At 58.4% G+C, this 26352-nt stretch carries 22 protein-coding genes and 1 pseudogene; 9 read left to right on the forward strand and 14 right to left on the reverse strand.

The window, feature by feature from the left end:
* Positions 1-37: 37 nt before the first annotated feature.
* The 6 genes from DHN55_RS00725 to ccmI form a co-directional block, all read right to left on the reverse strand.
* A complete protein-coding gene (locus DHN55_RS00725; RefSeq protein ID WP_108879511.1) occupies positions 38-1543 on the reverse strand; it encodes a Do family serine endopeptidase in 1506 nt (501 codons plus the stop codon).
* A 113-nt stretch (positions 1544-1656) separates the two neighbouring features.
* Positions 1657-2877 carry an alpha/beta fold hydrolase gene (locus tag DHN55_RS00730; protein ID WP_108879512.1) on the reverse strand — a complete coding sequence of 407 codons (1221 nt, stop codon included), beginning with the start codon at positions 2875-2877 and terminating at the stop codon, positions 1657-1659.
* Between the two features lie 16 nt (positions 2878-2893).
* Positions 2894-3364: a cytochrome c-type biogenesis protein CcmH gene (locus tag DHN55_RS00735; RefSeq protein WP_108879513.1), complete on the reverse strand. Its 471-nt coding sequence runs from the start codon at positions 3362-3364 to the stop codon at positions 2894-2896.
* A gap of 6 nt (positions 3365-3370) precedes the next feature.
* The gene (locus DHN55_RS00740; protein WP_108879514.1) at positions 3371-5350 is read right to left on the reverse strand and encodes a heme lyase CcmF/NrfE family subunit; all 1980 of its coding nucleotides are present in this window, start codon (positions 5348-5350) and stop codon (positions 3371-3373) included.
* A complete protein-coding gene (gene ccmE / locus DHN55_RS00745) occupies positions 5347-5808 on the reverse strand; it encodes a cytochrome c maturation protein CcmE (protein WP_108881622.1) in 462 nt (153 codons plus the stop codon). Before ccmE ends, DHN55_RS00740 begins: the two co-directional genes overlap by 4 nt.
* A gap of 24 nt (positions 5809-5832) precedes the next feature.
* Positions 5833-7008 carry a c-type cytochrome biogenesis protein CcmI gene (gene ccmI, locus DHN55_RS00750; RefSeq protein WP_108879515.1) on the reverse strand — a complete coding sequence of 392 codons (1176 nt, stop codon included), beginning with the start codon at positions 7006-7008 and terminating at the stop codon, positions 5833-5835.
* Between the two features lie 203 nt (positions 7009-7211).
* Between ccmI and DHN55_RS00755 the strand changes: the two genes are divergently transcribed.
* The 4 genes and pseudogenes from DHN55_RS00755 (at position 7212) to DHN55_RS00770 (ending at position 12540) form a co-directional block, all read left to right on the forward strand.
* Positions 7212-8462 (forward strand): sarcosine oxidase subunit beta family protein, encoded by a 1251-nt coding sequence (locus DHN55_RS00755; protein WP_108879516.1) that lies wholly within the window; start codon positions 7212-7214, stop codon positions 8460-8462.
* 10 nt (positions 8463-8472) lie between these two features.
* Positions 8473-8766, forward strand: a pseudogene (locus DHN55_RS00760) (sarcosine oxidase subunit delta); the annotation flags it as partial.
* 131 nt (positions 8767-8897) lie between these two features.
* Positions 8898-11936, forward strand: a complete 3039-nt coding sequence (locus tag DHN55_RS00765) for a sarcosine oxidase subunit alpha family protein (protein ID WP_108879518.1) — start codon at positions 8898-8900, stop codon at positions 11934-11936.
* Entirely contained in the window at positions 11929-12540 is a 612-nt protein-coding gene (locus DHN55_RS00770) for a sarcosine oxidase subunit gamma (protein ID WP_337659756.1), read from the forward strand. The genes DHN55_RS00765 and DHN55_RS00770 overlap by 8 nt, the downstream gene beginning before the upstream one ends.
* 12 nt (positions 12541-12552) lie before the next feature.
* On the opposite strand, the gene ddlA is transcribed toward DHN55_RS00770, so the two are convergent.
* Positions 12553-13647: a D-alanine--D-alanine ligase gene (gene ddlA / locus DHN55_RS00775; protein ID WP_108879520.1), complete on the reverse strand. Its 1095-nt coding sequence runs from the start codon at positions 13645-13647 to the stop codon at positions 12553-12555.
* Between the two features lie 147 nt (positions 13648-13794).
* On the reverse strand, positions 13795-14688 hold the full coding sequence (locus DHN55_RS00780) for a hypothetical protein (protein ID WP_337659757.1): 894 nt from the start codon (positions 14686-14688) through the stop codon (positions 13795-13797).
* Between the two features lie 207 nt (positions 14689-14895).
* On the opposite strand from DHN55_RS00780, the gene DHN55_RS00785 reads away from it, so the two are divergent.
* Positions 14896-15888, forward strand: a complete 993-nt coding sequence (locus tag DHN55_RS00785; RefSeq protein ID WP_108879522.1) for a helix-turn-helix domain-containing protein — start codon at positions 14896-14898, stop codon at positions 15886-15888.
* Here the strand turns inward: DHN55_RS00785 and DHN55_RS00790 are convergent.
* The 5 genes from DHN55_RS00790 to DHN55_RS00815 form a co-directional block, all read right to left on the reverse strand.
* Positions 15885-17276, reverse strand: coding sequence for an ATP-binding protein (locus DHN55_RS00790; protein WP_108879523.1), 1392 nt, complete (start codon positions 17274-17276; stop codon positions 15885-15887). The two genes, DHN55_RS00785 and DHN55_RS00790, sit on opposite strands and share 4 nt — an antisense overlap.
* Positions 17263-17934: a response regulator gene (locus DHN55_RS00795; protein WP_108879524.1), complete on the reverse strand. Its 672-nt coding sequence runs from the start codon at positions 17932-17934 to the stop codon at positions 17263-17265. Before DHN55_RS00795 ends, DHN55_RS00790 begins: the two co-directional genes overlap by 14 nt.
* Before the next feature lie 571 nt (positions 17935-18505).
* Complete coding sequence (locus DHN55_RS00805) at positions 18506-19180, reverse strand: nitroreductase family protein (protein ID WP_108879526.1); 675 nt, start codon at positions 19178-19180, stop codon at positions 18506-18508.
* Positions 19181-19286: 106 nt separating this feature from the next.
* Positions 19287-20207, reverse strand: coding sequence for a 2-dehydropantoate 2-reductase (locus DHN55_RS00810; protein WP_108879527.1), 921 nt, complete (start codon positions 20205-20207; stop codon positions 19287-19289).
* 39 nt (positions 20208-20246) lie between these two features.
* The gene (locus tag DHN55_RS00815; RefSeq protein WP_108879528.1) at positions 20247-20663 is read right to left on the reverse strand and encodes a globin domain-containing protein; all 417 of its coding nucleotides are present in this window, start codon (positions 20661-20663) and stop codon (positions 20247-20249) included.
* Between the two features lie 137 nt (positions 20664-20800).
* Between DHN55_RS00815 and DHN55_RS00820 the strand changes: the two genes are divergently transcribed.
* Positions 20801-21697 carry a LysR substrate-binding domain-containing protein gene (locus tag DHN55_RS00820; protein ID WP_108879529.1) on the forward strand — a complete coding sequence of 299 codons (897 nt, stop codon included), beginning with the start codon at positions 20801-20803 and terminating at the stop codon, positions 21695-21697.
* Here the strand turns inward: DHN55_RS00820 and DHN55_RS00825 are convergent.
* Positions 21649-22092, reverse strand: coding sequence for a YcgN family cysteine cluster protein (locus DHN55_RS00825; RefSeq protein ID WP_108879530.1), 444 nt, complete (start codon positions 22090-22092; stop codon positions 21649-21651). The genes DHN55_RS00820 and DHN55_RS00825 overlap by 49 nt on opposite strands.
* Before the next feature lie 195 nt (positions 22093-22287).
* Between DHN55_RS00825 and DHN55_RS00830 the strand changes: the two genes are divergently transcribed.
* From DHN55_RS00830 to DHN55_RS00840, 3 genes are all read left to right on the forward strand, one after another.
* The gene (locus tag DHN55_RS00830; RefSeq protein ID WP_108879531.1) at positions 22288-24573 is read left to right on the forward strand and encodes a PBP1A family penicillin-binding protein; all 2286 of its coding nucleotides are present in this window, start codon (positions 22288-22290) and stop codon (positions 24571-24573) included.
* A 266-nt stretch (positions 24574-24839) separates the two neighbouring features.
* Positions 24840-25376, forward strand: coding sequence for a DUF1214 domain-containing protein (locus tag DHN55_RS00835; protein ID WP_337659758.1), 537 nt, complete (start codon positions 24840-24842; stop codon positions 25374-25376).
* Positions 25373-25930, forward strand: coding sequence for a DUF1254 domain-containing protein (locus DHN55_RS00840; RefSeq protein WP_108879533.1), 558 nt, complete (start codon positions 25373-25375; stop codon positions 25928-25930). Before DHN55_RS00835 ends, DHN55_RS00840 begins: the two co-directional genes overlap by 4 nt.
* Positions 25931-26352 lie beyond the last annotated feature (422 nt).

A 26352-nucleotide genomic window follows, 5' to 3' on the forward strand; every position in this document is an offset into this window, starting at 1 on the left:
GGGGCAGAGGTCACGCCGCCGTTCTTCCTATATAGTATCAGCCTTTTGCAATTTTAAGTGCAACAAAACGCTGTCCACGATCATTTTTTACCAGCAACAGCACTGGGGACTTGCCGGACTTGGCGGAAGACTGGCGAATTGCAGCCACTGCGGCCTCCGGTTGATCAACAAATGCTCCGTCGACTTCAAGGATCACATCGCCGCGACGAATGCCCTGTTCGGCAGCCGGTGAACCTGGCATGACGTCCGCAACGACGACACCATCACCGTCTTCTGCCGGCGCCAGCGCGAGACCAAGCTTCTCATCTGCAGCGGGCCCACTGTCATGTCCGGGGTTGAGAGATGCCTGTTTTTCTCCCGGCATTTCGCCAATCGACACCTTGATATCACGCTGTTTTCCATCGCGAAAAACGGTCATGTCCACAGCTGTTCCGGGCTTGAGCCTGGCAACGGCACGTGACAACTCCTTGGGACCCTTTATGTCTGCGCCGTTCACTTTCAAGATTGTGTCGCCGGTGCGCAGGCCCGACTTTTCAGCCGGTGATCCGTCGGTTACCGCAGCGACCAATGTGCCTGACGGCTTGTCCAGGCCGATGCTGGATGCAATATCTTCCGACACCTTCTGGATCTGAACGCCGAGCCAGCCGCGTGTTACGTTACCGTCGTCCTGCAGATCGGCAATAATGTCTTCCGCAGTTGATGCCGGAATGGCAAATCCTATGCCGACGCTGCCGCCTGACGGTGAGAAGATGGCAGTGTTGACGCCAACGACCTCACCTTTCAGGTTGAATGCCGGACCGCCGGAATTACCGCGATTGATCGGTGCATCGATCTGCAGGAAGTTGTCATAGGGCCCGGCGCCGATATCGCGCCCGGCGGCCGAAATAATACCGGTCGTAACCGTACCACCAAGGCCGAACGGGTTGCCGACTGCAACCACCCAGTCACCGACGCGCGGCTTTTCAGAGGCAAACTTTACCGGGGTGAACTTGTCTCCGCTGTCGATTTTTAACAGGGCAAGATCGGTCTTTGGATCGGTTCCGATCACCTTTGCGTCCAGTTCGCGGCCATCTGCGAATTTCACCGTAACTTCACTGGCGCCCTTGATCACGTGATTGTTGGTGACCGCGAAACCGTCCTCGGAAATGATGAAACCGGAGCCTTGCGAGGTGCCGTTGCGACGATGCGGCTGGGGCATTGCTCCGCCGTTGCGGCCGGGCTGATTGCGGAAAAACCGCTCAAACGGCGAACCCTGCGGGAAGCCGAACTGGAATTGCCGGCGCTGGCCGCGCGCACCATCTTCGCCGCGAGAAGCAGCAGGAGTATACTTGCTCTGCACCGACACAACCGACGGCATCACGTTTTCCACCAGGTCGGCAAAACCCGATGCCGGCGCGGTATTGAGGGAAATCTGGGTTTTCGTTGCTTGCGTACCGGCATGGCTGATCGTACCGGTCAGGGCGGTTGCGCCGAGCAAGCCGGCAATCATCACGGCGTAGACAGCCTTGCGGTTCATGGAACCAGGTTTTGAGTGAGTAGGCATTTAGGTAAACTCTCCGTTGCAGGGATTCAGAGGAATCTGATGCATGGAGGTTTAGTGGATGTCACATTACACGACCGTGTCCGGCAGGTTAAAACACGTTAATGTAGCAAAACTCACTCGATAACCTTGGTCACCACTGCAGCTTCGGCCTCAAGCGTGCGGTGAACCGGGCATTTACCGGCGATTTCTTCCAGTTTACCGCGCAGTTCAGGCGAAACCTCGCCATCTACTGATATCGTGCGCTCGAACCGGTCAATCTTGCCGGTTTTGCCTTCACCACAGTCCTTGCAGTCATCCGCGTGAACCTTGCCGTGCGAAACATCGACCGTCACACGGCCCAATTCCAGCTTCTTGAAGTCCGCATACATGCGCAGCGTCATGGAGGTACAGGTACCCAGCGCAATCGACAGATAGTCGTAGGGCGACGGTCCGGTACCGTCACCGCCCACCGAGGACGGCTCATCCGCCAGCAGGTGATGGTCATCGACCAGCACATCCTGCTGGAACTTGCCCTGGCGCGTCTCGCGCACCCTGACCACGCCTGCCGGTGCCGACTTGGGCCGTTCAACAGATGGCAGAAACCGGTTGGCCCACCCGGCCAGCACATCAGCCACGAACACGGCGTCCTGGCGGCGCGACAGCAAATGGTCGGCGCCGTCCAGCGAGACAAAGCTCTTCGGGTGCCTGGCGGCAGAGAAAATGGCCGACGCGTTTTCGATACCAACCGTCTGGTCAAGCGGGGCGTGAAACACGATCAAAGCCGGCTTCAGCGCCGCAATGCGGTCTTTCAGGCTGGTGCCGCGCACGTCATCCAAAAATTGCTTCTTGATGGTGAACTCGCGGCCTGCCAGGGATACGGTAGCCTCGCCGTCGGCCTCAATCGTGTCCAGACTGGCCTGGAAATTATGCACCACATGATCCGCATCGGCAGGTGCGCCAATAGTGGCCACCGCTTTCAGCTCCGCAATGTGACCGGCGCCGGCCAGCACCGCCGCACCACCCAGGCTGTGGCCGATCAGCAATTCAGGCGCTGCATGGTTGTCACGCAACCAGTCAGCGGCGGCTATCAGGTCAGCCACGTTCGACGAGAAGTTCGTGTTGGCAAATTCGCCCTCACTGGCCCCGAGGCCGGTAAAGTCGAACCGCAAGGTGGCGACGCCGTGAGATGCCAGGGCCGAAGCTATCCGGCTGGCCGCAAACACATCCTTTGAACATGTGAAACAGTGTGCAAACAGCGCATAGCCGCGCACGGTACCGCTCGGCGCGTCCAGCCGGGCTGCAAGCTTGCCGCCTTGCGAACCCGGAAATTCGATCCGCGTGGACTTGATTGCCATCCCGCTACTCCCTTGATTATTGAGTCTTGTCCCTGAGAATGTCATCCAGACGGGCCTGCTCGTCGGCAGACAGGGCCTGTTCCGGCACAGCAAGGCCAGAGCCCTTGCGCCTGCGCATGAAGATTACCAGTGATCCGATCAGCAGGATTGCAAACGGGCCACCCCACAACAACAGCGTGCGCGAGTTGACGCGCGGTTTCAAAAGCACGAACTCACCATATCTCGATACAAGGTAGTCAACCACCTGCGCATTGCTCTCGCCCTGGACCAGGCGTTCACGGATCAGCACCCGCAAATCCTTGGCCAGAGGTGCATCGCTGTCGTCAATGGACTGGTTCTGGCAAACCAGGCAGCGCATCTGCGCCGACAGTACGCGCGCGCGCGCCTCAAGTTCCGGATCACTCAACACTTCGTCCGGTTGCACCGCGAACGCGGCAGGCAGCGTGGTCAGCACGAAAACAAGAGCAAGGGCCAGGCGACGCAGCATTTTATGTCACTCCGCAGGTTGAATGATTGGGGTTTTGGCCTTTTTCGGCGCACCGACCCGGTAGCGCCGGTCGAACAGCGAACAGCATCCGCCGAGGAACATCAATGCGGTCCCAAGCCAGATCATCCAGACCAGCGGATGAAAATAGAACCGGATGGTGCGCGCATTGTCCGGTGCCCGATCACCCAGAACAACGTAGAGATCACCATCGATGAACGGTTCGATCCCCACTTCGGTAGTGGGTTGGTTGGACGGCTTGAAGACACGCTTTTCCGACCAGATTTCAGACACTTCGACACCGCCGGAGGAAATCGAGAAACGCCCGCGGTCCGCTGTGTAGTTCGGACCCGTGATGGGGCTTTCGCCAAGGAACGTCACGCTTCTGTTGCCGACCTGCATGACTTCGCCCGGCTTCATCACCGTGACTATTTCCTGCTTCCATGAGGTGATGGCAACAACGCCGATGACCATGACGCCGACGCCAGCATGGGCAATCATCATGCCCCAGGCAGCACCAGGCAGACCCTTGAGGCGCGCCCAGGCAACATTGAGCGGCACCGATGTAAACTTGGTGCGGGCCACCATTTCCTGAACGCTGGCGGCAATCAGCCAGCCCCCGAGCGCTGCGCCAAACGGCGCCAGCCAGGGACCGCGCCACTGCCAGGCCATGGCGGCCACTCCGACCACCAGCGCAACCACGGCTGCTGCCCAAAGGCGTTGGGTCGCGGCCCACATGTCGGCGCGTTTCCACGACATTATCGGGCCTATCGGCACCAGCAGCAGAAGCGGCAGGATCAGCGGTCCGAAGGTCAGGTTGAAGTATGGCGGGCCGACTGAAATCTTGTCGCCGGTAATGGATTCCAGCACCAGCGGATAAAGCGTACCGATAAACACCGCGGCGCAGGCCGCCGTCAGCAGCAGATTGTTCACGACCAGAGCGCCCTCACGGCTGATCGGTGCAAACAGGCCACCGGTCTTGATAGTCGGGGCACGCCAGGCATAAAGCGCCAGCGCGCCGCCGATGAAGACGCACAGGATACCCAGCACATACACGCCACGCGCCGGATCAACGGCGAAGGCGTGAACCGAGGTCAGCACACCGGAGCGCACCAGGAAGGTGCCGACCAGCGACAGCGAAAATGCCAGGATGGCCAACAGGATCGTCCAGACTTTCAGGGCGTTGCGCTTTTCCACCACAATGGCCGAGTGCAGCAGGGCCGTGGCAATCAGCCATGGCATGAACGATGCATTTTCCACCGGGTCCCAGAACCACCATCCGCCCCAGCCAAGCTCATAATAGGCCCACCAGGACCCGAGCATGATGCCGGCAGTCAGGAACATCCACGCAGCCAGTGTCCATGGCCGGACCCAGCGGGCCCAGGCCGCGTCGACCTTGCCTTCGATAAGCGCTGCAACCGCGAACGAAAATGCGATGGACAGGCCTACATAGCCGCAATACAGAAGCGGCGGATGGATGGCCAGCGCCGGGTCTTGCAGGATCGGGTTCAGCCCCTGCCCTTCGATCGGTGCCGGATCGAGCCGGTTGAACGGATTGGAGGTCAACAGGATAAAGGACAGGAATGCCACCGAGATGGAGCCCTGGACCGAAATCACGCGGGCTTTCAGGCTGGGCGGCAGATTGCCGCCAAAGGCCGCAACGGCGGAGCCGAACAGGGCCAGCACCATGACCCATAACAACATGGATCCCTCATGGTTTCCCCACACGCCGGAAATCTTGTAGATCAGCGGCTTGTCGGAATGCGAGTTCTGAAACACATTCTGGACCGAGAAATCCGACGCGATATAGGACATGGTCAGGCAGGTGAACGACAGCGTAATCAACCCGAACTGCAGGAGAGCTGCGGGAGGGGCGACCGCCATCAGGCGGCTGTCACCGCGCCAGGCGCCGTACATCGGAACGCTGAACTGATAAATCGCCGTGACAAATGCAAGGATAAGCGCGAACTGGCCAATCTCGGGGATCATTGGGTACCTTCTTTTGCTGCGCCGTCACCATGTTTCCACATGCCTTTTTCCTTGAGCGCGTCGGCTACTTCGCGCGGCATGTAATTTTCATCATGCTTGGCCAGGACCGTATCGGCCTTGAAACTGCCGCCGGCGTCCAGCATGCCTTCCGCAATGACGCCCTGACCTTCCCGGAACAGGTCCGGCAGGATGCCGACATAGGTCACCGGCAAGGTGCCGGCGGTATCGGTCACCTTGAACGATACGGTTTTACCCTGGCCACGAATAATCGAGCCGTCTTCCACCAGGCCGCCCAGCCGGAACCGGGTTCCGGGCTGCACGCCCTTTTCGACAACATCGCTCGGGGTGTAGAAAAACGTAATCGTGTCGGACAAGGCGTAGAGCACCAGCCCTGCTGCCAGACCAAGAGCCCCGAGACCTGCTCCGATCAGTGCGCCGCGCTGCTGTTTTCGTGTCATCGCCATATCACATCATTCCTGTCATCAAAGCCCGAGGGCCTTGCGGGTTTCCTCCAGCCGGGCAACAGCCTGCTGGTTATCCTTGAGAGCTTCAGCCGCCCGGCTGAGAGCGTCGGCTGCCTTGTCCTTTTCGCCCAGCACCATGCGCGCGCGAATAAGCCGCAACCAGGCATCAATATCCGCACCGTCTTCGGTCAGACGTTCGTCGAGGCCTTCAACCATGGACCGGATCATTGCCGTGCGATCGGTGGCATCCATCTGCTGGCCCTCCCGTATCTGCTCTTCGGTAAGCACCGGGCCCTTGGGCATCTGGCCTCCAGCTACAGCCGGAGCTTCGGGTTTCTGTCCCGCGGCCAAAGCCGGCGTTTTGGGAACCTGACCGCCGGCGGACGAAATCTGCTGTTCGACGGCAGTCCGCCACGGCGCATCCGGCGCGCTTTCGGCCAGCATGGCGGTCCAGCGGGCAATGGCGTCAGCCGTCCTGCCCTCCTGGCGGTGGGCAAGCGCTATATAAAAACGGGCCTTCATATGCTTTGGCGCGGCCGTTTGAACCGCTTCAAAAACCTCCCGGGCTTCCTTGGAGACCAGACCTTTGTTGGCCAGCACCAGACTTTCACCCATGTCGGTCATCACGTCGGCATCCGGGCCGGACAGTGCCAGGGCTTTCCGGTATGCGTTGGCCGCGTCATAATACCTGCCGATACGCTTGTAGGCCGGTGCCAGCACCATCCAGCCGCGCGCGTCATTGGGTTTCTGTTCCAGATGCTGTTCCACCTGGCGCACCATCGCCGCCATGTCCTGATTGTTGACCGCATCATCGATGCGGGCCTGCAGGGGCTGGGCCGGCAGGTCCGGGCGGCCGATCTGCAAATAGGCGCCAAGCGCGATCACCGGCACAGCGACAACGGTCGCGATCGACAGCCAGGCCGGAACCGGACGGGCGGCCTTTGTTTCCGACGCTAGGTCTGCCTGGGCAGCCAGAATACGGCGCGACACTTCGTTGCGCGCGGCATCGGCTTCCGTATCCGGAATCAGGCCGGCTTTCTGGTCGCGTTCCAGTTCGGCCAACTGGTCCCGGTATACGGCAAGATCAAAGGAGGCACGTTCAACATCCCCGCTCGTAGCACGTGGACGCAATGGCGATAGCAGCGCTATCAAAACCAGGGCCGTCAAGACGGCAAATGAAATCCATAACAACATAATACCACTTAGCAATCGCACGAAGAGCAATACAACTCACGAAACAGCGAGTTTAGCGTCACCAGCGCAGCCATGTGATGCACCAGTGTCGCACTTCCCGGTCTGAATGTCGCAATCATTTGGTGATAATTAAGGCGGTTTGCTAGATTGCACGAAGTTAATCTGGCTCACCCTATGTTGAGAGTCGCTTCGGAAGACCGCCCATGAAACGTTATTCGATATTTTCGCTGGCCAAAAACGCCCTGAACTATCACAAGGACTGGGAACGCGCATGGCGCAGCCCCGACCCCAAGGAAGAGTACGATGTGGTGATCGTGGGCGCCGGCGGCCATGGCCTGGCGACGGCCTACTACCTTGCCAAAAACCATGGCATCACCAACATGGCGATCATTGAAAAGGGCTGGCTTGGCGGCGGCAATACCGGGCGCAACACCACCATCATCCGGTCCAATTACCTGCGGGACCCGTCCATCGCCATCTACGAACTGGCGCGTTCCCTGTATGAGACACTGTCCCAGGAACTCAACTACAACATGATGTTCTCGCCGCGCGGGGTTCTGATGCTGTGCCAGACCGAGCATGAACTCAGGGCGTTCCGGCGCACCGCCCATGCCAACCGGTTGGCGGGTCTCGACTGCCGGATGGTTGATGCAGCAGAAGTCAAGCGCATCGTGCCGATCATCAATGACAGCCCGGATGCGCGCTACCCGATCCTTGGCGCCTATTACCAGCCACGCGGCGGCACCGGCCGCCATGACGCGCTGGCCTGGGGATATGCACGCGCCATCGACGATATGGGTGTCGACGTGATCCAGAACTGCGAAGTGACTGGCATGCTGCGCTCAGGCGGGAAGATTACCGGCGTTGCGACCAAGCGCGGCACCATCCGCGCCAAGAAGGTTGCCGTCGTCACCTCCGGCCACACATCGAATATCATGGAAATGGCCGGCGTGCGCATGCCGGTGGAAAGCGTCTGCCTGCAGGCACTGGTGTCTGAACCGATCAAGCCGGTGATCGACTGTGTGGTCATGGCCAATACCGTGCACGGCTATATGAGCCAGTCCGACAAGGGCGAACTGGTGATCGGCGGCGGTGCGGACCCCTATAACAATTATTCGCAGCGCGGCTCATTTCCAGCCGTTGAACACACCGTGTCGGCACTGGTGGAAACCTTCCCGATCATCTCGCGCCTGCGCATGTTGCGCCAGTGGGGCGGTATCGTGGACATGACCGGAGATCGTTCACCGATCATCAGCATGACCGATGTCGGCGGGTTGTATGTCAACTGCGGCTGGGGAACCGGCGGCTGGAAATCAATTCCCGGCTCCGGTTTCGTATTTGCAGACACCATCGCCAATGACCGGCCGCATCCGATCGCCGAACCATTTGGACTCAACCGCTTCACCGAGGGCCGCTTCATCGATGAAAGCGTCGCCGCGGCCGTAGCGCACTAGGAATGATGACATGCTGATTATCCAGTGCCCCGTGTGCGGGGCTGAAGGCGATGAGACCGACTTCCACTGCGGCGGGCAGGCTCATATCGCACGCCCGGCAACGTCCGACCCCCACAACATCGCAGACGGCGAACAGCGCGATTACCTGTTCATGCGGTTCAATCCCAAGGGCCTGCATTTTGAACGCTGGCGCTGCGACCGCGGCTGCGGCAAGTGGTTTCATGCCGCGCGCGATACGATGTCGCTGGAGTTCAAGGCCTATTACGGCATTACCGAACTGCCGCCCGCCGACGTGATGAAGCAGGCAACCGGCCAGTGGGCCGACTTCTTCAGGCAGGCCACGGCAAGCAAGCCTGCTGCCAAAAAGGCGGCTGCGAAGAAAACTGCCAAAAAGCCTGCCGCGCGCAAAACCGTCACAGCAAAGGCGAAGAAGTCATGACCGGCAAACCCTACAGACTGCCCGAGACCGCCGCCAAAGGCTCGCGCATTGACCGTTCAAAGCAAGTCTCGTTCAGCTTTGACGGCGCCAGGATGACCGGATTTGCCGGCGACACGGTTGCGTCTGCTGTTCTGGCGAGCGGGCGCAAGGTGATGGGCCGCAGCTTCAAGTACCATCGTCCACGCGGCCTGATCGGGCTGGGCTCGGAAGAGATGAACGCGCTGATCGGTGTCGGCGAAGACGGCCGCAGGGAACCGAACCTCAGGGCAACCCAGGTCGAGCTTTATGACGGCCTGACTGCGACCAGTCAGAACCGCTGGCCAAGCCTGGATTTTGATATCGGCATCATCAACAACAAGTTCTCCCGGTTTCTGCCCGGCGGTTTCTACTACAAGACCTTCATGTGGCCGCGCAGTTTCTGGGAAAAGATCTACGAACCGTTTATCCGCAATGCGGCCGGCCTCGGCGAAGCAGCGCGCGAGCACGATCCCGACACTTACGAGCAAATGCATGTTCATGTGGATGTGCTGGTCGTCGGTGGCGGTGTGTCCGGCATTGCCGCAGCTTATGCAGCCGCTGCATCCGGCAAGCGGGTCATGCTGGCAGACGAGAACCCGGTGCTCGGCGGTGTGGCGGACATCTCCGCCGGCGACATTGACGGCACCAGCCAGACCGACTGGGTTGCTGCACGCCAGGCGGAGTTTGAGGCATCCGGAAATTGCCATGTGCTGACACGCACTACCGTGGTCGGGCATTATCACCACAATTACGTGCTGGCGGCAGAACGGGTGTGTGACCACAATCCTGACCTTTTGGCCCAGGGCGCCCCGCGCCACCGGCTCTGGAAAATCCGCGCCGGCCAGATCATCGTGGCGTCCGGCGCACTGGAGCGTCCGATTGCCTTTGCCAACAATGACCGTCCGGGCATCATGATGGCGTCAGCCGCGCGTGCCATGGTGGAACGCTATGCGACATCGCCCGGCATGAACGGCGTCATCTTCACCAATAATGACGATGGTTATCTCACCGCCCTGAAACTGCATGACGCCGGTGTCGGCGTCAGCCGCATCATCGATGTGCGCCAGGACATACCTTCTGCCAAGGCAGATGCCGCGCGTGATGCGGGCCTCAACGTGCAGGTCGGATCGGCCATCGCCGGTGTTGAAACCACGTCCGGCGGCAAGCAGGTCACTGCGGTCAAGGTGGCGCCCTACTCCGCCGGCCGTGGCAGGGTGGTCAATGAAGAACGGGTCGAGTGTGATTTTGTCGCCGTATCCGGCGGCTATAATCCGGTGGTGCATCTGTGGTGCCACAATGGCGGCAAACTCAGTTTCGATGACGACATCCAGAGTTTCCGGCCCGACCGGCATGGCGACCCGATCACGGTGGTTGGCAGTGCCAATGGCTCGTTTGACCTGAAGGCCTGCGTCGAGGAAGGCTTCGCCGGTGGTGAAGCAGCCTCCAGGGCGCTCGGCGGCAAAGCTCCAAAAGCCCCCAAGAAGCCGCTGGTCAAAGCCCAAAAATCAGCCCCCCTCCAGCCAATCTGGTTTGCGCCTGCCACCGGCAAATACAATGAAGGCAACAAGCACTTCATTGATTTCCAGAATGATGTGACGGCGGCCGACCTGGAGCTTGCGCAGCGCGAAGGCTATGAGTCTGTCGAGCACACCAAGCGCTACACGACCCTCGGCATGGCAACCGACCAGGGCAAGACCTCCAACATCAACGGGCTCGGCATCATCTCCGATGCGACCGGCAAGCGGATTCCCGAAATCGGCACCACCACCTTCCGCCCGCCCTATACGCCCTACTCGTTTGGCGCCATCGCCGGCACCAAGAAAGGCGAGCTGTTTCTGCCGGTTCGCCGTACTGCCATCTATGACTGGCACAAACAGCGCGGCGCAACCTGGGAGCCGGTTGGACAATGGCGGCGGGCCTATTGCTATCCGCAACACGACGAAACCAAACAGGATGCCATCAACCGCGAGATACTTGCGGTTCGGGAAAAGGTCGGCCTGCTTGATGCCTCCACTCTCGGCAAGATCGAGATCAAGGGGCCGGACGCCGCGAAACTGCTCGACCTCGTCTACACCAACATGTTCTCGACCCTCAAAGTCGGCAAGGCACGCTACGGCCTGATGATGAGTGAAATGGGCTTCCTGATGGACGACGGTGTGACAGTTCGCCTGGGCGATGATCACTACTTAATGCACACAACCTCGGGCGGTGCCGACAACATCGTGGCGTGGCTGGAAGAGTGGCTGCAGACGGAATGGACATCACTGAAGGTCTTCGTGACCGCAGTGACCGAGCAATGGTCACAGTTTGCCATTGCCGGACCCAGGGCCCGCGCAGTGCTCGACAAGCTGGACTGCGATATCGACCTGTCGCCCGAGGCGTTCGAGTTCATGAGTTATCGCGAAGGCACGCTGGCCGGATACCCTGTGCGGGTTTTCCGGATCAGTTTTTCCGGTGAGCTGTCCTACGAAATCGCCACGCCATCAGGATATGGTCGCGGGTTGTGGGATGCGCTGATGCAGGCCGGCGAGAACGAAGGCATCACCGCCTACGGTACAGAAGCACTGCATGTGCTGCGCGCTGAAAAGGGCTTTATCGTTATCGGTGATGAAACCGACGGCACGGTCACGCCGCATGATGTCGGCATGAGCTGGGCGGTATCGAAAAAGAAGGATGACTTCATTGGCAAGCGCTCGCTGGAGCAGGCTTTCCTGGCGTCTGAAGGCCGCAAGCAACTGGTCGGGTTGCTGACCACGGACCCGCAGGAAGTGCTGCCGGACGGTGCCTATGCCGTTGAGGCCGTCAAATCCGCACCGCCGATGAAGATGATAGGGCATGTGACGTCGAGCTATTTCAGCCCGACACTGCAACGCTCCATCGCCATGGCCCTGATCGAAGGCGGCCAGGGCAAAATGGGTGAAACGGTTTCATTTCCGCTGGAGGGCGGCAAGACCGTCGAGGCAGTGATTGCGTCTCCAGTGTTCCTCGATGCAGAAGGAAAACGCCAGAATGTCTGAAGCAGTCCATACAAGCCCGCTCGCACATCTTGACGGCAGTCATGACGCTGCGGAGTTGAGTATTTCCATCTCTGAGGTTGCCGATCGCGGCATGATAGACCTGAGGGGTGAAGCCGGTTCGGTCAAGTTCCGTCAGGCCGCCAAGACAGCTCTCGGTATCGACCTGCCGCTGAAACCACGCAGCACAGCCGTCAAAGGCGACGTGACGGTGTTGTGGTTGTCGGTTGACCAGTGGCTGGTCTGCTGCCCGCGCAACAAGGCGGCCGGCCTGGTCGACAAGCTGCGCAAGAACCTTGATACACTTCATTCGCTGGTCGTGGACGTAAGCGACGCGCGCGCCATTATCCGGCTTGAAGGCGACAATGCACGTGAAGTCATGATGAAGGGCTCATCGATCGACTTCACACTGCCGGACTACAAGACCGGACTGGTGCGCCGACTGGTGTTCGCTGAAATCGCCGCCCTTGCCCACATCGTAACGGACAAGCCGTGCACGATCGACATCTACGTCTTCCGGTCTTTTGCGGACTACACGTGGAAATGGATCGAGGCGACGGCCAAGCCTGCTGCGACCATCGGGTTGTTTGGTGCACGGTCGGAATAGGGGCAAACCACCTTAAAACGACGTCTTCAGTTTCTGTTCCCGCTCAAAGCGTTCCAGGCCCAGTTCGATCAGCCTGGTGATCAGTTCCGGGTAGGAAATACCACTTGCCTCCCACAGCCGCGGATACATGCTGATTTTGGTGAAGCCCGGCATGGTGTTTATCTCGTTCACGATTATCTCGCCGTCACTCTTGAGGAAACAGTCCACCCTGCCGAGGCCTTCGCATTCAAGCGTTTGAAATGTTTTCACGGCAAGGTCACGAATTGTGCCGCTGACGGTGTCGGGTATGTTGGCCGGAATTTCCAAGGCTGCGCCATGCTCATCCAGATACTTGGCTTCGTAGGAATAGAAGTCGTGGCTGGGCTTGATCTCACCGACAACCGAGGCTTCCGGTTGCAGGTTGCCGAGCACCGCACACTCAAGCTCCCGGCCATCGATGAACTCCTCAACCAGGATTTTCGTGTCGTAGGCAAAGGCATCTGCAACCGCCTCGTCGAACGTAGTCTGGTCGGAGACTTTGTGAACACCGACGGACGATCCCATGTTGGCCGGTTTGACGAACAGCGGCAGGCCGATTTCCGCCGAGATGGCTTCGAAACTCAGAATGTCCCCGTGCCTGAAGGTCAGGGATCTGGCAATCGGTATACCCGCATCGCGCAGCAGACGCTTCATGACATCCTTGTCCATGCCGGCGGCCGAGCCAATCACCCCGGAACCGACGAAAGGCACACCGGCAAGTTTCAACAGCCCCTGCACCGTGCCGTCTTCGCCAAAAGGGCCGTGGAGAATAGGAAAGGCCACATCGATTGAAGAGTGAGCGCCGCCACTGGACAGATTGCTCAATTGTCCGCCGCTTTGAGGCACCAGCGCCACACTCTCAGGGTTTTCGCTGTTGAGTTTTATCAGTTTCGGATCAGCGGCATTGAGCAGAAACCGGGATTGATCCGGCAGCAGCCATTCGCCGGACTTGTCAATGCCTATGAGAGCAACATCGTATTTGCTCCTGTCGATTGCGTCGGCTACATTTTGGGCCGATTGAAGCGACACTTCATGCTCTGCGGATTTACCGCCGAACAGAATGCCCACCTTTAGTTTTCTATTCGCCATATGTCCTGTGCCCTGGAATCAGTATCGCAGTCCTGACCGCAAACGTATCAGGTGCAATACTGACAATCCAACTCGCTTTGCCGGGTTGTTCGCCAGGGGTGTTTTCGTACTCTGAGTTGATGCGGGCTACACCAAAAAGCCGACTTTCTAGCGCGGCAAAGTCGACAGCCAGTCGAACAGCTTGTCGAAACCACCGAACGGATACATGTGCGGGCCCATGACCTTGAGTTCAGGGTTTGTGGCGTGAATGGCTGCCAGGTCCTCGATGAACTTGTCCGGTGTCGATACAGTCAAAAGCTTGGTGATATTGAGCGCCTGCTTGCGAATGAAGCGGGCCGAATTGCCGACACCGCAAACCGCTGCATATTTCGCAAGCGTCTTGATGGAAGCAGGACCGGGAATACCGATGAAGGCAGGCAGATCGATGCCGTTTTCACGCAGCATCTTCGCCCAGCCCGCAACCGGGGCTGCTTCAAACAGGAATTGCGTCGAGATAAAGCCTTCCAGGCCGGCGTCACGGATATACGCCTGTTTTTCACTCAGAGCCTGCATCAGCATGGCGTCACCGTGCAGCTTGGCGATGTCGGCATTACCTTCAGGGTGGCCGGCCACGCCAAGCGCCTTTGCGCCATTGGCTTCGAACACACCGGTTTCCATCAGTTGCAGGGCGCAGTGATAGTCGCCTATCGGTTCCGGCGCACCGCCGCCGAGAACCAGGTAGCGCGTGACGCCACCGGATGCGGCCAGCCGCTCGACACGGCGCTTCAGGTCATCCTCGTTCTGGACGAACCGGGCCGGAACATGAGGCACCGGTTCAAGGCCCAGCTTCCTGATTTCCGCCACTGCTGCAATCTGATCTTCAAGATGTGAAGGATCGACAAGGGCCACGAAAATGTGGGTTCCCGGTGCCACATGCTGCGCAATCAACGGCAGTTTCTCTGCCTGTCGCGGGGTAATCTCCAGCGTCATGTTTTGCAGGAACGCCGCGGTTGCGGTTTGGTTGCCGGCAGCCGGAATAATAGTTGTTGATGCGATACCCATTGACGAAGTCCTCATAAGCAGATAGCTGCAGATCATGCGTTATTTGTCTACAGGCAGGCATGGTTTTTGCGACTTGGCAGTGACAGATGCGACGCGTTTCCACACAATGTGGTCGGCGTCCGGCGCCAATAGTGGTTCGGGACTATTGCGGGGGGTTTGCGAAACTCCTCCCGCTCTCACCCGCAGCTTGAGGAAAGTCTGAAGCCAATGTTTGGTGACAAATCCAGAGACTTGCCGATGCCGATCGCCCTGGTCCTGGTGCCGGAGTTCACGCTATTGCCGGTGACCTCGGTAATTGACCCGTTGCGGCTTTCCAACAGACTGTCCGAAAAGGACCTGTACAAATGGTCGATCCATTCAACTGACGGATCACCCATCACTTCATCAAGCGGCATCACACTGGTTCCAGACGGCAATCTGGACACCATACCTGAACATGCGACCGTCATTGTCTGTGGCGGCACCAACGTTCACCGCTACGGTGAAAAGACACTGTTCAACTGGCTGCGCAAGCAGGCCCGGCGCGGCACCGATATCGGGGCCATCTGTACCGGCGCGCAATTGCTGGCGATGGCCGGATTGCTGGACGGGTATACCTGCACGATCCACTGGGAGAACCAACCGGGGTTCATCGAGGAGTTTCCGGACATAAATGTAACCTCCGGCCTGTTCGAAGTGGACCGTGACCGGTTTACCGGTGCCGGCGGGACTGCGGCCCTCGACCTGATCCTGTCGCTGATTTCGGCCCAGCACGGAGCGGTGCTGGCATCCAGTGTTGCCGAAAACATCCTGCATTCGCCGATCCGGCAGCCGGGTGAGCATCAGCGCATGTCACTGCCGGCACGCATCGGCGCACGCCACCCGAAGATGGTCGGTATCATCGAGCAGATGGAAAACAATCTTGAAGACCCGCTGTCGCCCAGCCTGCTGGCGCGCCAGGCCGGCCTGTCAACACGGCAACTCGAAAGGCTGTTCCGGCGCTACCTGGACCGCTCGCCAAAACGCTATTATCTGGAGCTGCGCCTGAAGAAAGCCCGCTCCCTGCTGCTGCAAACCAGCATGTCGGTGATCAATGTGGCCCTGGCGTGCGGGTTTTCCTCACCATCGCATTTTTCCAAATGCTATCGCGCCTATTATTCGCGCACACCCTATCGAGAGCGCGGCCTGCCGAACAGTTCAGTGCCGGACGAACAGCTTTAACCGTCGCCGCGACGCGCTGCCGGCAAGGTCAGGATTGCGTGCAGACCGCCAAGCCCGCTCTTGTCGAGATGCAGTTTGCCACCGTACATGGCGGCGGTCTCACTGACGATCGACAGACCCAGACCGGACCCGGGCTTGGTTTCATCAAGCCGCTTGCCGCGTTCCATGGCAATGGCCGCGCCGCCGTCAGGCAGACCAGGCCCGTTGTCTTCCACACACACGTCGATCCAGGCAATCCGCTTGTCGACAGGAGAGGCTGACGGGCGAACGCCGACGGCGACCTTGCCATTGGTCCACTTGAAGGCATTGTCCAGCAGGTTGCCGACCATTTCCTCCAGGTCCTGGCGTTCACCGCGGAAGCGAACCTTGGTGTCATATTTGGACTTGACCGAGATTTTCCGGTCAACGTGTATCCGTTCCAGCGTGCGTACGATCGACTTCACCACATCGCTGGCGTCCGTTGAAGACCCGATTGTCTTGGCGCGCGCGGCGCGTCGTGCACGATCCAGGTACATGGACACCTGGTCACGCATGACGCCGGTCTGTTCGGACACTTTCTTGCCCAGGGTGCCGCCGTGAATGCCGGCCTCATTGGTCAAAACGCTTAATGGTGTCTTCAGCGCATGAGCCAGATTTCCCACCTGGGTACGGGCGCGATCGATCACTTCGGTATTGGCCTTCAGCAGCAGGTTGAGTTCATCGGTCACCGTTTGAATCTCGTCTGGATAGCTGCCGGCAATGCCCTCCTGCTCACCCTCCCGGATTTCCGCCAGTTCGCCCTGCAGGTCCGACAGCGGCCGCAGGCCATACCTGACCTGCAGCAGGATCGCGGCCACAAGGCCCACACCGAGCAGCCCGAGGACGGCGATCAGCGCATTGTTGAAGGCGGACACCTCGGTTTGCAGTTCGTCGAAGTTTCCGGCCACCAGAAAGGAATACTGCTCCTTGCTGCCGAACAGGGTAAAGCGCTGTTCGATGACCCGCAAAGTGTTGCCGGACTGGTCCTCGAGATATCCGCTCATGCGGTTTCCGGGCCGCCGATCCGGTTTCATGAACTGTGTCAGCGGCAGCCGTTCGTCGAGCAATGATGCAGATGCAACCTGCCGCGTGGGATCGCCGTCCAGTGACGAAATCTGCCAGTACCAGCCGGCCAGCGGGATTTCAAACCGCGTGTCAGCCAGGACGTTATTGATTTTCGGCACTTCCTGCTGAAGCTCCACCGAAGCCAGCAAACCGTCCATGACGGCCTGCAGGCGGGCATCGAGACTGCGCTCGACCGCGGCGGTAAACAGTGAACTCAACAGAATACCGGCGGCAATCAGCAGGACCACACTGACAACCGAGGCAGCTGCGATCAGCCGGAAGGCAAGTGATTTACGACTGATCATCCGGCTCGGACAGGCAATAGCCAAGACCACGAACGGTTTTCAGCACGTCAATGCCAAGCTTCTTGCGGAGCCTGCCGACAAACACTTCGATGGTGTTGGAGTCACGATCAAAATCCTGATCATAGAGATGCTCAACCAGCTCGGTGCGGGAAATCACCTTGCCCTTGTGGTGCATCATGTAGCTGAGCAGGCGGAATTCAAGCGAGGTCAGCTTGATCGCTCCGCCATCGACCGTGACCCGTGCGCTGCTGGTATCGAGCGCCAGTTCGCCGCAGGTCATCTCGGATGAGGCATTGCCGGATGCCCGGCGCAGCAGGGCGCGAACCCGGGCGAGCACTTCTTCCATGTGAAACGGCTTTGCAACATAGTCATCCGCACCGGCGTCAAATCCGGCGACCTTGTCGCTCCAGCGATCACGGGCGGTCAGGATGAGCACGGGCATCTTGCGGCCGTCGCGACGCCAGTTTTCCAGCACGCTGACCCCGTCCATGACAGGCAGGCCGATGTCGAGAATGACGGCATCATATGGTTCGGTGTCACCGAGAAAATGGCCTTCTTCGCCATCAGTTGCAGTGTCTACGGCATAGCCTGCGTCACCAAGCGCCGTCACCAATTGCCGGTTCAAGTCCGGATCATCTTCAACTACCAGTAAACGCACACCATCCTCGCTTGTTCAGATCATTGAGCCATTTGATCTAGCGGCATCCCAGAACCCGGCCGCTTTTTGCGTCCACGACGCAACGCCTGGCACTGCCGCCCGAAACCACGGTGACTATAAACCTGCCACCTTTTTTGACCACTCTAACCGCACGCCCGCCAGCAGCGCGCTCGGCTGCGCGCTTTGCACTGGATGCGCCGGCTACACGGATGAGAGGCGCAGTGGCCGCAAGACCACCCTGCCTTCCAATACCACGTCGCGGCCGGAGAGCGCGATCAGCACGCCTGCCAATAGCCCGTTTCAATCTGAAACCGCCAGTTGCGTCCATGAGGGGCAAAGTGTCCATTGAACCTGCCACCGCGCCGTCGGTTATGCTTTCCACGGCGGAGGCTTGCGTCATAGACGTCACAGGCACCGCGGACGCTGAAACGCCTGCAATGCCGGTGCCTATCACAAGGCAAATCAATGTTATAAATAGCTTTTTCAATTTGCTCACTTCATGGGGTGCCGATTTCGAGCCGGACCATGCATTATTGCACATGAACACGTGATGAACACTTAAATACACCCTTCAAAAGCCAGTGAAACGCGCGACCTCCGATAGCGGTGCCCTGTCTGTTTTCAGGGAGTTTACCGGCGCTTCCGGATCAGGAAAGCCAAGCGCTATGCCGCAAAACAACATCCAGTCATCCGGCGGATGTGTGTGGCGGGCAACCGATTTGTGCCACATGGCCCAGAACTCCTGACCGCATGTTGCCAGCCCGCGCGCCGTTGCAGCCAGCATCAGTGTCTGGATAAACATGCCGGCGTCGGACCACTGGCCAGGTTGCATCTGGCGGTCGAGATAGACAAACAGGCCAACCGGCGCAGAGAACAATTCGATGTTGCGGCGAAACTGCTTCATCCGGCCAGGCTTGTCCTCGCGCCCGACTCCAATGGTGGCATACAGGTCTTCACCACACTTGTGACGCCTGGCGAAGTACGGCTCCTTCAGGTCTTGCGGGTAAATGCGGTACTCGCTGCCCTCGCCACGCGGCAGATCGCCCACCTGTGCCTGCACATCACCAATCAGAGCCGCAAGCGGTTCGCCGCTCAGCGCAATGATGTTCCAGGGTTGAAGATTGCCGCCTGACGGCGCGGTGGCTGCAACGGCGAGAAGCTCTTCAACAGCTTTACGATCTACAGGTTTGCCTGCCAGAAATGCGCGGCAACTGTATCGCGCACGTGCTGCGTCTTCAACGTTCATGAGCGTACCACCAGCCAGAGAAACATCAGTTGACCGGCAGACTAGAGCATGACTTGTCATTCTGGAAGCAGTCAGGCCGCATTGCGGTAAACGCCTCTCTCCTGCATCAGTCACGTGACCCGGCGGCCAGCAGGTGCAGCCCGCATTTTGCTGCCCAGTTGGCGGGTGTGGCGATGGCATGCAACTCGCCGAGTTCGCACACCCGGGCCGACAGCCATGGCAGCTCGAGACGATTGCCGCGCTCGACATCTTCCAGCATGGAAGATTTAAACTGCTCAGGCAGCCCGTCATAGAATGCCATGCCGTCTGCCACCTGGTCACCCGCAAACCCGTGCCCTTCAGCTTTGGCGACACTGACAAGCTCTTCCAGCAGCGATTGCAGGAATTTGCGTGTGGTGGCATCGCTGCGCACATCTCCCACAGATTTGCGTGTCAGTGCAGTGGCCGCAGACAGCGGTACCAGGCGAATGTATTTCTGCCAGATGACCTGGCTGACATCATCGCTGCGCACACCATCAATGCCTGGCGCACGTTCCAGCGCATCAGACAATTGGCCCATCACCGAATTTCCGTTGTCCGCTCCGAAGATCATTTTATGCACGCCACCTGAATTGCGGATCACACCGGGGCGGTCAATGACGGCAAACAGGTAGATCGTGCCGCCGACGACCTGATCGCCTGCAACGTGTTTTGAAATGGTTGCGACACTGTCGATGCCGTTCTGCAGGGTAACGACCCTGGTATGCGGCCCAATCAGTGGCTTCATGGCTTGTGCGGCGGCCTCCGTATCCCACAGCTTGACCGTGAAGACCACCAGATCGACTATGCCGATATCTGCAGGGTCGTCGGTCGCGGTCAAATCGAGCCCGCTGACCTCGCCCAGCGGGCTTTCGACAGACAGCCCGTCGTTCCGGATAGCATCAAGGTGCTGTCCACGGGCAATCAGTGCGACGTCAAGACCAGCCTGGGCGAGCCTGGCTCCGACATAGGCACCGATAGCGCCGGCACCCATAATGGCAACTTTCATGTCTGCCTCCTGTTTCTGCTCAATTCGGTTTTCAAAAAATCATGCACCGTCTGCTACTGCCTGACGCATCGGACCCGACACCAGCGCATAAGCCACCGTCCAGGCAGCACGAGCCTGATCCGTAAAACCCTCCCCCAGTCCCTGACCCAGCGTCCACAACAGCGCCGATCCGACTGAATCGTAATGCCGGTCCTCGACACCGTACGTCAGATGCTTGCGACCGAGTTCCTGCAATACCGGAACGATGGTGTCGAGTTGATCCGCCTTCCCGACAACCAGTGATAGCGTATCGACCAGTTTTTCATTCTGCGCCGACATGTCGGTATTTGCGAACAGTGATTTTGCATCCGGATCTATCTCAAACAGCCGCTGATAAAACAATTGTGCCGCGGCGTCCGCGATGGGGACAACCTGAGCCCAGGTTTCCCGGATCAGTTCAATTTCGCTCTTATTCATGGCATCTCTCCGTTGTTTCCAATGTCATGCGATTGCTCGTCCGAGCCACACCGGGGTGACAGATCACCGTGGTTTACGTTTTTCATTTCATCACGTAAAATGAGTAATTAAGATCAAATCATTCTCTGAGAAAGATAATGGAATTAAGCGATCTTCGGATTTTCCGCGCTGTTGTCGATGAAGGCGGGATCACGCGTGCAGCTGAAAAACTGCTGCGGGTGCAATCAAGCGTCACCACGCGGATCAAACAGCTGGAGGAAGATCTCGGCACACCGCTGTTTCTGCGGCAAGGCAAGAAGCTGCACCTGACGCCTGCCGGCCACACGCTATTGGACTATGCCAGGCGCCTGCAGGCGCTGGCCGATGAGGCCCGCGATGCTGTACAGGATCCGCACCCGAAAGGATTGTTCAGGCTTGGCGCAATGGAAAGCACGGCTGCCGTGCGGCTGCCGGTGCCGCTGTCAGAGTACTACCGGCGTTTTCCAGACGTTGACCTGCAACTGCGCACCGGCAATCCGGTGCAGCTTGCGACCGCCATACTGGCAGGTGAGATTGACGCGGCTTTGGTGGCCGAGCCTGTCGCCGAAGGGCGCTTCGACCATGTAAGCGCCTTTGAGGAAGACCTGATCCTGGTGGCAAAGAAAGACCATCCGCCCATCGGCAAGAGCAAGCCGCTGCCGTCCACGATTATCGCGTTTGAACAAGGCTGCCCGCACAGGAAACGTCTAGAGACCTGGTATGAACGGCGCGGCGACATGCCGAAACATACCATCCAGCTATCATCCTATCATGCCATGCTGGGCTGTGTGGTGGTTGGCATGGGCGTCGCCCTCATACCCGGCAGTGTGCTCGACACCTTTCCCGACAGCCATCTGCTGAGCCGGCATCAGCCGCCGTCAGGACTGGACAGGGCGGCAACGCTGCTGATCTGGCGAAAAGGCGCGGTTTCACCAAAAATCAACGCCCTTATCGAGGTTCTCGGCGATCAGGGCCAGTCGCATATGCGCGACGGCAGGTCTTCCAGCGCCACCTGATCTTCGCTGGTCACCTTACCGCGCACCGAAATGCCCGCCGCGTGCACGCTTTCCGGTGTCCCTGAAATCAGGGGATGCCAGTCGTGAAGCGGTTTTTCCTCCCAGATCAGCCGATAGGCGCAGGTATCCGGCAACCAGCCAAGTTCAGTGACATTACCCGGATCCAGCTTGATGCAATCATCCACGATATCATGGCGGTTTGCGTAGCTCTTGCATCTGCAGGTGTCACAATTGAGCAGCTTGCAGCTCACGTCGGTAGTATATATATCTCCGGTGTCTTCATCTTCCAGCTTGACGAGGCAGCAGCGGCCGCATCCATCGCACAGAGATTCCCATTCCCTGCGCGACATATCCTTGAGTTTCTTGACCTCCCAAAACGGGGCTGAGGATTTCATGTTTCGGTGCTCAAGATCATGTGAAGTTGGAAAGTTGTTCGAATATCTGTTTTAAGTTAGGTTCATAGCGGGATCCGGACCATGTATCCATATCAGCGGGCTCGGCTGGCGTAACACACACATGAGCATGAATCGACTGACAATACTGGTTGACGACGGCTCATCACAGCACCTGATAATACCGGAAGCAAGAGATTGATTGACAATTCGATACTCAGGAAATTGTTCCAGTTCTTCATGAAGCTGGACGAGTTGTTTTCCCACTATGCCTTCGAACTGTACGATGGTCTGCGACGCTATTGGGTTGCGTATTCCCAGTTTCTAATGCGCTTCAGGGTGACCGGCATCAAGCGGGTCATCGTCGATCTTTTCGATGATGCTGCGACATTTGGCACCGTCTTTGCCCTCGGCGTTATCACCGTCGCCCTGCCGACACTGAATGAAACCGATGATATCTGGAATTCCGGGCGCCAGTATGCGGTCACCTTCACCGACATCAATGGCGAGATAATCGGCAAGCGCGGCGTCCTGCAGGATGATGCCATTCCGCTGGAAGAAGTTCCGCCGCATCTGGTCAAGGCGGTGCTGGCGACCGAAGACGTGCGTTTTTTCCAGCATTTCGGCGTTGATGTAGTCGGCACCTTCCGCGCCATGGTTGCCAATGCCAAGGCACAGGATGTTGTGCAGGGCGGTTCAACACTGACCCAGCAGCTTGCCAAGAACCTGTTTCTGTCGCCTGAACGTTCCCTGCGCCGGAAAGTGCATGAAGCTTTCCTGGCACTGTGGATCGAGGCCCGGCTGACCAAGGCAGAAATTCTCAAACTGTATCTCGACCGCACCTATCTCGGCGGCGGCACCTACGGGATGGAGGCAGCAACCCAGTTTTACTTCGGCAAGTCGGTTCGGGATGTGAACCTGCCTGAAGCCGCCATCCTGGCCGGCCTGTTCAAGGCCCCGTCAAGCTATGCGCCGCATGTCAATCGCGAAGCCGCGATCGCACGGGCAAATGTGGTTCTGGGCCGTATGCTGGATGTCGGATACATCACACAGGGCCAGTTCCTTGAAGCCAGCCAGAACCCGGCCAAAGCAATCGAAAACGATATCTTTGCAAGCCCCAATTACTTTCTTGACTGGGCCTACAAGGAAACGCTCACCGTCATGGAAGAACAAAACCTGACGGATGACTATGTTGTGGAAGTGAAAACCACAATCGATCTGGCAATGCAGAAAGCGGCCAAGCTGGAGACAGCCAACATGCTGACAACAGAGGGTCCGCGTTACAACGCAACCCAGGCAGCGCTTGTGTCGATGACCCCGAGCGGTGCTGTCAAAGCCATCGTCGGCGGCCACAATTATGAAGAAAGCCAGTTCAACCGGGCTACGGACGCACTGCGCCAACCAGGATCCGCGTTCAAACCGTTCGTTTACCTTGCTGCGCTGCTCGACGGCATGTCACCTGAAACGTCCATTGTCGATGCACCGATATCCATTGGCAGGTGGTCACCGAGAAACTATTCACACCGCTATGCAGGGCGCACAAACCTGATCACGGCGCTGGCCAAGTCCTACAACACCGTCCCGGTCCGTATCATGGCCCAGATCGGACGCAAGAAAATTATCGAAGCCGCAAAGCGCGTCGGTGTCCAGGCCGAGTTGTTATCGGTGCCGTCCATGGTTCTGGGTGCAAACGGCATGACTGTCCTGGACATCACCAGGGGATATGCAACATTTGCCAATGGCGGCAGGTTGTCCAACCCGCACACGGTGCTGGAAATCCGCCGCGCATCTGGCGAAATCATATACAACCGCAGACGTCATGCACCGCCTGAACGCCAGGTCATTCCCGCATCTGTTGCCGGCGACCTTACCCGCATGATGGGTCAGGTGATAAAATCCGGCACCGCCCGGCGGGCCGACCTGGGATACACGCCTGCAGCCGGCAAAACCGGTACGACGCAGAGTTATCGTGATGCCTGGTTCGTCGGCTTCACGGGCAAGTACGTCACCGGTGTCTGGTACGGCAATGACGACTACACGCCGACCCGCAGGGCCACAGGCGGGTCGATCCCCGCACGCACCTGGAAAGCCTACATGCTGCGGGCCGACAGGGCCAAGAGACCGGTGTCACTTATCGGCCTGCCCGCTGAAGAGGCACACTTTGCCTTCCTGGAGAGCAACCGCAATACGCTGGACAATATCGGCGGTCCTGAAGTTGAGGTGGCAGCCGTTCAGACCGACGAGGAAATCCAGACAGACAGCGTCGGCGACGGTTCAGGCGAGGATGCCGTTGTCAACGTGCTCAGAGACATGTTCACTCTCTTCAAGAACGAGGACAGCAAGCTCAAGGTTGTCAAGAAGAAGAGGAAAAAGAAGGCGCGCCGTTCGGCGAGAAGCCGTCGCGCCGAAAAACGATATCGGCGGCGCGGAACCGTTCGCAAACGCAATTCCAGAAGATTGCGTCAGCTACTTCAGACACGCTAGATCAGGATGATTTCTGATTGAATCGACCAGAAATCATGAGCCTGACAGCTTTCATAGTGATAGAGCAGGTTTTCGGGTTCACGTGATCCTGTGTTGCTTCAGAAAAATCCCCTGTGGATCAGGTTGATTCTTGTCACAACTTGCTCCGCTATGGACTATAAAGGTGTATTAGAATTTGAACCGGTTTCGGCAGTGGACGTGCTTTCACTTGAGAACCGGCCTTTTACCGGCGTTGTAAAGATATGAATCCATCAGTCAGATTTGCAGTGAGTGTTCTGGTTGGTGTTACCGTGGGCATTGTCAGCGCCCGTTACATGACGACCGAGCAGAGCCCCCTGTTCACAGAGCAATACGGCAACTGGTACAACTGGCCCGTTGCCGGAAACCCGGCAAACAACCCCTACACCCAGGCAAAATTCATTGCCAACGGCCAGTTGCCTGAACACTTCAGTGAAGTGCTGACCTTTTACCGGAGCCAGGACGACGAGGGAGACAAGTTGACGGAAGACTGCACCTATCGGCTGTCGATTGATCGGCCGACGGCGCGCCGATGGTCGATTTCCCTGACGGGAAACGCCGGCGGCAGACCACAATTGCTGACCCAGGATGATGTGATTTCAATGGGCGAGAAGGTAATTGTCCTGTTTTCCAACCTGCCTCAGCCGGGCAATTGGCTGCGCATGTCGAACGCCGACGATCCGCGCGTCGTGTTCCGTTTGTATGACGGCGACACGATTACCGCACAGGGAACAGGCAGCGGTGCGCTTGGGCTGCCCAGTCTGACACGGGTGACCTGCTCATGACCTCGACCAGAACATTCTGGGCTGTGTTCACCGTACTGACGGCGATAGCTGCCCATCTTTGCTACATTCTGTTTGTGCCGCCGCAGCAGTTTCAAACGAAACTGGACACGATCCTTACCGAAAACGGCATCAACAAGCTGACATTGGCGGTTCCGGGAACAGCCGCGGCCAGTATTGCAGAATATCCCGGTGAACTGACCTATGCGCTTTGCCTGTTTGACCTGTCCACCGGGCCGCTTCGCATCAATGCGCGGGTACCTGACCAGTACTGGGCCCTGGAGGTCTATAATACACGTGGCGGAACCATCTACACCTTGAACGACAAGCAGGCGCCGCGCAAACAGTTCAGCCTGTACCTGTATGACGACGACCCGGATCCAGAAGCCATTGTGAATGCGGCCAATTCAGTTGGAAGCAGCATCAATTCCATCACCGTACTCACAGGCACCCAGACAGGTATCGTGGTCATTCGCTCAGCAGCGGCAAACCGGCTTGAAGCTGCAAGATCTGCCGAAGCCCTGCAGAATACCTCGTGCACCCTGGCCAGCAGTTAGGATATGCACCGGGTTGGGCAGCAAAGATTTGGCCGTCCGGTGAAAGTGCTCATGATGGCGCCCGAACAAGCATGCGTGAATAAAACTTAGAGCACGGTTTTGATCTGATCAAAACCGTGCTCCGAATGTGATGTAAAATCCGAACTGATCTGGAAACAGACCATAGATCGGCGTCAGACCGATCGCTCCGTGCCGGATGCGCGAGTTGGATACTCAAACGAGTTTTCGCAACGTTCTCGCCGCACGCCGGGAAAAATAATGACCTCGCACTCGCCGTCCGGCGCCGGTTTTCGCGGCGCATTTTTCCTGTGCTGGGTCAACAAATCCAAAACATTTGTCATTGCGGTTGGCACCTTGAGGCCTCTGATTGCAACTACACATGCAATTAGGCAACCGGTTTGGTTAAAAATTGACTAACCTTG

It is taken from the genome of Anderseniella sp. Alg231-50 (assembly GCF_900149695.1).
Lineage (GTDB): Bacteria > Pseudomonadota > Alphaproteobacteria > Rhizobiales > Aestuariivirgaceae > Anderseniella.